The 6,426-nt window shown below is 63.3% G+C and carries 8 protein-coding genes; 7 read left to right on the top strand and 1 reads right to left on the bottom strand.

Annotated elements, in window-relative coordinates; all coding sequences use genetic code 11:
- Positions 1-255 precede the first annotated feature (255 nt).
- The 7 genes from ACMO6A_RS03355 (at position 256) to ACMO6A_RS03325 (ending at position 5,139) form a co-directional block, all read left to right on the top strand.
- Entirely contained in the window at positions 256-651 is a 396-nt protein-coding gene (locus tag ACMO6A_RS03355) for a molybdenum cofactor biosynthesis protein MoaE (protein ID WP_009305861.1), read from the top strand.
- Positions 652-861: 210 nt separating this feature from the next.
- Positions 862-1,380, top strand: coding sequence for an RNA polymerase sigma factor (locus ACMO6A_RS03350; RefSeq protein ID WP_009305860.1), 519 nt, complete (start codon positions 862-864; stop codon positions 1,378-1,380).
- Positions 1,377-2,363: a hypothetical protein gene (locus ACMO6A_RS03345; RefSeq protein ID WP_009305859.1), complete on the top strand. Its 987-nt coding sequence runs from the start codon at positions 1,377-1,379 to the stop codon at positions 2,361-2,363. Before ACMO6A_RS03350 ends, ACMO6A_RS03345 begins: the two co-directional genes overlap by 4 nt.
- A gap of 185 nt (positions 2,364-2,548) precedes the next feature.
- Positions 2,549-3,169, top strand: a complete 621-nt coding sequence (gene amaP, locus ACMO6A_RS03340; protein WP_009305858.1) for an alkaline shock response membrane anchor protein AmaP — start codon at positions 2,549-2,551, stop codon at positions 3,167-3,169.
- Positions 3,170-3,180: 11 nt separating this feature from the next.
- Entirely contained in the window at positions 3,181-3,627 is a 447-nt protein-coding gene (locus tag ACMO6A_RS03335; protein ID WP_009305857.1) for a DUF2273 domain-containing protein, read from the top strand.
- Between the two features lie 97 nt (positions 3,628-3,724).
- On the top strand, positions 3,725-4,237 hold the full coding sequence (locus ACMO6A_RS03330; protein ID WP_009608111.1) for an Asp23/Gls24 family envelope stress response protein: 513 nt from the start codon (positions 3,725-3,727) through the stop codon (positions 4,235-4,237).
- Positions 4,238-4,917: 680 nt separating this feature from the next.
- The gene (locus ACMO6A_RS03325) at positions 4,918-5,139 is read left to right on the top strand and encodes a hypothetical protein (RefSeq protein ID WP_009305855.1); all 222 of its coding nucleotides are present in this window, start codon (positions 4,918-4,920) and stop codon (positions 5,137-5,139) included.
- Positions 5,140-5,508: 369 nt separating this feature from the next.
- Here ACMO6A_RS03325 and ACMO6A_RS03320 read toward each other — a convergent pair whose 3' ends face one another.
- Complete coding sequence (locus ACMO6A_RS03320) at positions 5,509-6,402, bottom strand: hypothetical protein (RefSeq protein ID WP_009305853.1); 894 nt, start codon at positions 6,400-6,402, stop codon at positions 5,509-5,511.
- Between the last annotated feature and the right edge of the window lie 24 nt (positions 6,403-6,426).

Here is a 6,426-nt window from a genome sequence, read left to right as displayed (position 1 = left end):
ATGTACGATTCTCCGCCATCGTCGTTTCTTCCGACCTGGGCTTTCCTTCTTCGCCTTCGAAGACGAGCCCCGATAATCGTGCATAGCGCGCGATCTCTGCCGCCTCGCTTCCCAATCCGCCGTCAGGTCGATGACGAAGCGAGCCCGCACGAGCCGTACGCGATGGCCGACGGCGGCAAGGCCCCTTCATGGCAACGTCTCCCACGATTCTCAATGGCGTATAATGGGGCGATCATCCTCGAGGAAGGGAGCGGCATGGCTCAGCAGGAACCGTCCATCGATCAATGGCTCGCGGAAGCGAAGCAGGATCCGAACGCCGCGCAGTGCGGCATGTACCTCACCCACAACGGCATCGTGCGCATCACGCCGAAGAAGCAGGTGCGCGAAGGCGTCGAGGGCCTGGGCGAGGTCGCCCAGGTGGAATTCTCCTACGACGCGGCCGGCGTGGAGGCAGCGGTGCAAGAGGCCCTCACCTGGCCGGGCGTATACTACGTGCGCACGTGGCTGAACGAGGGCGTGCTCAACGTGGGCGACTCCATCATGTACGTGCTCATCGGCGCCGACATCCGACCGAACTGCATCGACGCGCTGCAGAAGCTGGTGGGCAAGATCAAGAACGACCTCGTGGAGGAGAAAGAGATCTACGCGTAAAGCGAAGGCGGCGGACGCAACAGGGCAGCTCGGCGAAAAGGTCTCGTCGCGCGGAACCGCCAGAAAAGGCGATCCCGCGACATAAGGCCGCCCTTCGGCGGCGCTCACAGGCGGCGAAGCGGCGAGAAATCCCGCTTCGCCGCTTTTTTCTCATTCCGGGCACATTTCCGAAGCCGGTTTCGTGTTGGTGGCAAGGAGGCGATACCCCGTATGCAACCAACGCTCAGGCAGGACGACTTCATGGAGCGCGCCATGCGCACCTGGGGAAGCACCGTCTACCGCCTGGCCCTCAACCAAACGCAGTCCCCGCACGACGCGGAAGACATCTGCCAAGACGTGTTCCTGCGCCTGCTGAAAGACGCAACCGCTTTCAAAGACGACGAGCATCTCAAGGCATGGTTGCTCTGCGTCGCCATCAACCGCTGCCGCGACCTGCACCGTTCGGCCTGGAAACGACGCGCCGAACTCACCGACGCGGTTCCCGATGCGGGCCGCGAAGATCCTCGCAGCGACGATGCGGCACGCGCCCTGCAGGACAGCGAGCTCGGACGAGCGCTAGGACGCCTGCCCGACAAGATGCGCCTGATCGTGCATCTGCACTACTACGAGGGATTCTCGACCGAGGAAATCGCCCGCCTCGTGCACTGCGCGCCCGCTACGGTTCGCTCGCGCCTGAGCCGGGCTCGAACGCAACTCGGGAAGATGCTGGGGAAAGGGGGCATCCTTTGAAACGGACAGGACAATCACCCGAGCAGGACCAGTACCGCGCGCTGATGGACGACATAGAGATGCCAGGCCGCGTGCACGATCGCGTGATGCGCGAGGCGCACCGCCTGCGCACAGCGGAGGCGGTGCACGCGAAGCCTACCCGCCGACCGCGCACCTGCAACCAAAGCGGCTATCGTACGCGCCGCTTCGTCACGGCCGTCATCGCAGCCGCTTGCGTGCTTGCCCTTGCGAGCGGCGTCGCGTTCGCCATCTCGCAGCAACTCGACAATGCGACGGCGAAAAACTCCTTCGCCCTCGATGCGGGCACAGACGACTTCGGATACGGCGGCTTCACGAAAGTGTGGCGCAGCGACCCGGAGATAGATCCGAACAACGCCGACAACGCGCCCGACTCGGGGCAGCGCTACCTCTCAGTGGCCCATCTGTTCGACCTCTCCTGCACGGGAACGAACGTCGCTTCGCTCACCTACACGGTGGAAGGCGACCGCGTGCTGTTCTACACGAACGCCCGCATGCCCGAATTCTCCTACCAGGAGGGCGACGACCCCTATACGGAAGATCGCACCACGAGCTTCACCGTGAACTACGACGAGCAGAACGCGAACAAGACCGAGATATGGCACGCCCTGCGCGTTTCGTTCCCGTTGGAGGGAGAGGTGGCGGAGCTGTACGATGCCACGACGGGAGAGTTCTACGGCGATCGTCGAAAATGGGACGTCAATATGCACGAAAACCTCAATGCGCTGCTCATCCGCAAATACGCCGACATGATCGCGCAGGCGCGTCTCAAGGTGACGGCCACGTACGACGATGGAACGACCGAAACGAAAACCTACGTCATAACCCCGGTCGACAACCTCGAGGAAACGCTGCGCGCCTACGGCGAAGCCCTGCGCGCGCAAGCCGCGGAAGAGGAGGCGAACCCCGGCCCGACCGAGCCCATAGCCCGTCCGCAGCTGTTCAGGTTCACGCAAATAGACTGACCCGAACCCCTTTACCGAGCCGTCGGACATGCAAAGGGGTACGGGTGCTCAACAACACGGCAAACGGCTGGCGGCACTTTTGCGCGGCCAGGCGCGCCCGTTGCGGCTTTCTTCTAGAGTAGTCCCACTCTATCCGGCAGCGCACCGCCATCGGGCGTGCGCATTCTAGAAGAAAGGCGGCATCTATGGGAAAGTTCAAACGCTTTTGCATGATCGTGTTCGTCGTTGCTGCCGTGCTGGGCATCGGCGTGCTCGCAGCCCTTTGGTTCGCCTGGGAACCGCTGTTCCCGGCAATCGCCTGGCTCATGAGCATGCCGTGGTTCTTCGTCGTCGAGGCCGTTCTGCTAGGCATCACGGCGCTGGGCCTGCTGGTCGTGTTGATTCGCGCCATCACTGCTCCGGGCAAGAACTCGCAGCTGGAGCTTGAGCGCGACAACGGCAGCATCGCCATCACGCAGAACGCCATCCAGTCCACGGTCAAGCACGTCGTCGAGAGCCATCACGGCCTGTCCACGGACAACGTCAAGGTTCACATCACGAACAAGCACGACCCGCGCATGAGCATCCACGCGAAGATCGATCCGGGTCGAAACGCCGAGCTGGGACAGCTGGGCGCGAAGCTGCAGGACGAGATCGCCGCGACGCTTGAAGCCTTCACCGGCTACCCCGTCGACTCCGTGCGCATCACGTTCGCAGGCGACGCCGACGTGGTTACACCCGCGTTCACGCAGCAGGCCACGAAGTATACCGACGACACGCGCCGTCAGCACCAGACCAAACCGGTGCCCGCCCACGTGGTCGAGTAGGTGATGCGACGATGACTCAGTCCACCATGCGCATCCACCCTGCGGCCACCCCGGCTCCGAAGTCGGCGCCCAAGCAGTCGCAGGCGGCGAAGCAGAAGCCGAAAACGACGAACGCTTACGCGTCTTCGAACCAGAAGCACGACGAGCAGAAGGCTCCGCAGCGTACGGCCGACACACCGTCCGACGTGCTGGCGAATGCAGCGGCCGAGACGAAGCGCGACAAGGGCGTGTACGCCAGCATGAAGCGCGCGTTCTCGCCGTACGTGGAGAACCACAGCCATGCGGTGCTGTACGGCATCATCGGCTTCGTCGCGGCAGCCCTCATCCTCATCGTGGGATTCTGGCCCACCGTGCTGCTGGCCGTGTTCGCCGCCATCGGCGTGGTCATCGGCAAGTACCGCGACGGCGACCGCAAGACGCGCCAGCAGATGAAACAGGTCCTCGAACGTTTCAACTAGCGAAACGCCTCGCGTGCCGCGCCCATCCCCCTGCGAGATTCGCGCAGCACGAGGCGTTCGCCCCCCCCGATCCATCATGCTACAGAAAGGAACTACCATGACCCAGAGCACTATGACCAAGCCAGCAACCTCTTCCACCTACAACCCCTACTCCGATATGGACGCCGATAAGAAAAAGAGCGATGCCGCCACGGCCGACTCCGTCTCCGCCGAGCCGGTGTACAAACTGGTCATCGACGAGAACGTCGTGGAGAAGATCTCCTCCATGGCCGCTCAGAAGATCGACGGCATCATCGACATGAAGGGCAACGTTCTCTCCCGCATCCAGGAAGGCCTGGGCGGCGCAGACAAGACAAAGGGCGTGGACGCCGATATCGTCGACGACACGAACGCGAAGATCAACCTCGACGTGATCATGGAGTACGGCAAGTCCGCCCCTGAGATCTTCGACGACATCAAAAAGGTTGTCGGCGGCGACCTCAAGGACATGACCGGCCTCAACGTGGTCGAGATGACCGTGAACGTGGTGGACGTCATGACTCCGGAAGAGTACGCCCAGAAAAACGGGTCCAACAGCGACGACGGGCAGCAGGACGACTCGGCCAACTAGACCGGGTTCGCCCTCAGCGTCGTGTTGCGGAGCCGTCCCGTCCACGCTCCGCACCCCGTGTTGCAAGCCCGTCGCGCCTCCCGCGCGGCGGGCTTTTTAACGAGCGGGGCCGGATTGCTCGCCTGCCCTCAAATATCATCCTGACCCTTTCGCTTCCCCTATCCGACATCCTACCGCGTCCGACATCCCGCTCCCCGCGCAGCGCGCGGCGTGCGTGCCCTTCTGCGGGCCATTTCGGTCAGCCCACCTGCCCTCCGCTGTCAAACCAGAATTGACATAGCCCGGGTCGGCCCGCCCCGCGAAAGCTCGCCGGCGGCTCGGAAGCCCTCTTCGGCCATCGGCCAGGAGCCCGTCCCGCCCGATCGCCAGCCGCCCGACAGGGGAAGCGGCGCGCGGCGGTGCATGTCGATCCTGGTTTAGCAGCCGATAGGGCAGCGAATGGCAAAAAGACATCGAATTCGGAAGCGATCGCGTCATCCGGGATGGGTCCGCCGAGCAGCGCCGGAAGCAAGCGATCTCATGACCTGGGACTATGATAGATTGGGATTACCAGCACGTCTGCGGTTCGCTACGCAATTTCCGAATTCAATGCTTTTTCGCCATCGGTGGCCTCGCCGGATGCACGAGGCACGGCGCTTTGAGAGACGCGGCGCCTAGGCGACACGCCGCGCGGCCGGAGCTTGCGCGTCAAACGGACAGCCAGAGCGAATGTTTCACGTGAAATATTCGAAGCCGAGCAACGCCGCGACGGCTTCGACAAGATCCACGCGGGAACGAAGGGCAAAGCGCGTGCAATCCGCGCGAGAAACAGCGGCAAGAAACGTGGAATCCGCACTGTAAACGCGTGGGATTTCAGTAAGATCGAGGAAGATCTGCGCTGGATGTGCGCCATGAAAACGTGAGATGGGGTTGTTATACTAAGAAGCACGAACCCGCCAGGCGGGGAGGATGACACACCCTCTTTACATCCATTTCCGAATTCTAGATATACGGAAGGGGGTGTCCTCCATGGATGGTATTGTACTCAGCCTTACCGGAGTTATCTTGCAGGTTCTCGGCCTCGTAGCTGCTTTCGGCAGCTTGGCGGTCGGGGCGGCCTCGCTCGCGCTTCAAGCGTGGTCGAAAGACGAACCCCGGTCGTCCCAGAGGGACGAACCGGGCGCACAATAACATCCGAACCGCCGTAGCGAGTTCGAGAGCCGTGGGGAGTTAGCCGCTCCCTGCGGCTCGCCTGCTATTATAAGGAAGCAACCGCTCCTCCGCAACGGTGCCTAACGCGTTTTCCGCACTTCTTCGGTGATCTTCGCGAAGTCGCCTTCCGCGGCGCAGTAGCGCGCCAAGTCGCGCGTGTTCACGCTCTCGGCTCCGTCGATACGCGTAATCGCACCCAAGCCGAAACCGATCTGCGGCACGCCAGCGGCCGCCATCTGCGCGAAACGGTCCTCCTTGCCTGCGCGCGCAAAGCGAAGAGGCAGGTACTCCATGAAGCCATGCTCGGTCAACGCGCCGCGCATCTCGTCCAGCTGGCGCGCGACCTCGTCGCAACCCGCCGCCAGCTCATCGGCCACCCGCACAAGCTCCGCGTGGGTCGCATGCGAGCGCGCGGCCGCCAGCGCCGTGCGCCGCACGTTGAGCGCACCGTCCCCGCCCTCGGAAGCATCATGGCCGAACGCCAGCACCAGCCCCAACGTGTCGTTCGCGTACGAATGCAGGAAATGGTCGCAGATAATGGGCAGATCGTTCAGGTTGTCCACCCGATTGAGCCGCACGAAGTCGACGGGGTTGAGCGACAGCATCTCGAAGTCGAAGCGCGTCACCCCGGCGCGTCGGAAAAACGGCATGGTCGCCCCGCTCACGTTCGCAATGGACGAACGCATGGCGACGGGCGCGTCCTCGGCCACGTCGCAAACCTGCCGCACGGCGCGCACGATGCGCGCGATGTCCGCGCCCGCGTTCGATGCCACGCCGCCGCCCAGCTGCACGGCGCGCACCAGGCAATCGTCGAACTGCCCCGCGTTCGCCTCGATCTCGGCCACCAGCGCGTCGGCGTAGCGCGCCATGCGCGCGCTATCCCACCCGAGGATCATGCCCTCGCGGCGAAGCGCGCGATCGTCCACGCAAAACGGGACGGACACCTGAACGATCGCATCGCGTTTCTCTGTCATGATCGTTGCTCCTTCTTCTGCTCG

This window comes from Eggerthella sp., assembly GCF_048329335.1.
GTDB lineage: Bacteria > Actinomycetota > Coriobacteriia > Coriobacteriales > Eggerthellaceae > Eggerthella > Eggerthella lenta.
Note: the sequence above shows the minus strand (reverse complement) of the source record. Positions and strands in the feature narration are given on the sequence as shown.

Coding starts and splice junctions, on each gene's coding strand:
- amaP (WP_009305858.1), top strand. CDS start 2,549: ATGGGAAAGTTCAAACGCTTTTGCATGATCGTGTTCGTCGTTGCTGCC.
- ACMO6A_RS03355 (WP_009305861.1), top strand. CDS start 256: ATGGCTCAGCAGGAACCGTCCATCGATCAATGGCTCGCGGAAGCGAAG.
- ACMO6A_RS03320 (WP_009305853.1), bottom strand. CDS start 6,402: ATGACAGAGAAACGCGATGCGATCGTTCAGGTGTCCGTCCCGTTTTGC.
- ACMO6A_RS03330 (WP_009608111.1), top strand. CDS start 3,725: ATGACCCAGAGCACTATGACCAAGCCAGCAACCTCTTCCACCTACAAC.
- ACMO6A_RS03350 (WP_009305860.1), top strand. CDS start 862: ATGCAACCAACGCTCAGGCAGGACGACTTCATGGAGCGCGCCATGCGC.
- ACMO6A_RS03335 (WP_009305857.1), top strand. CDS start 3,181: ATGACTCAGTCCACCATGCGCATCCACCCTGCGGCCACCCCGGCTCCG.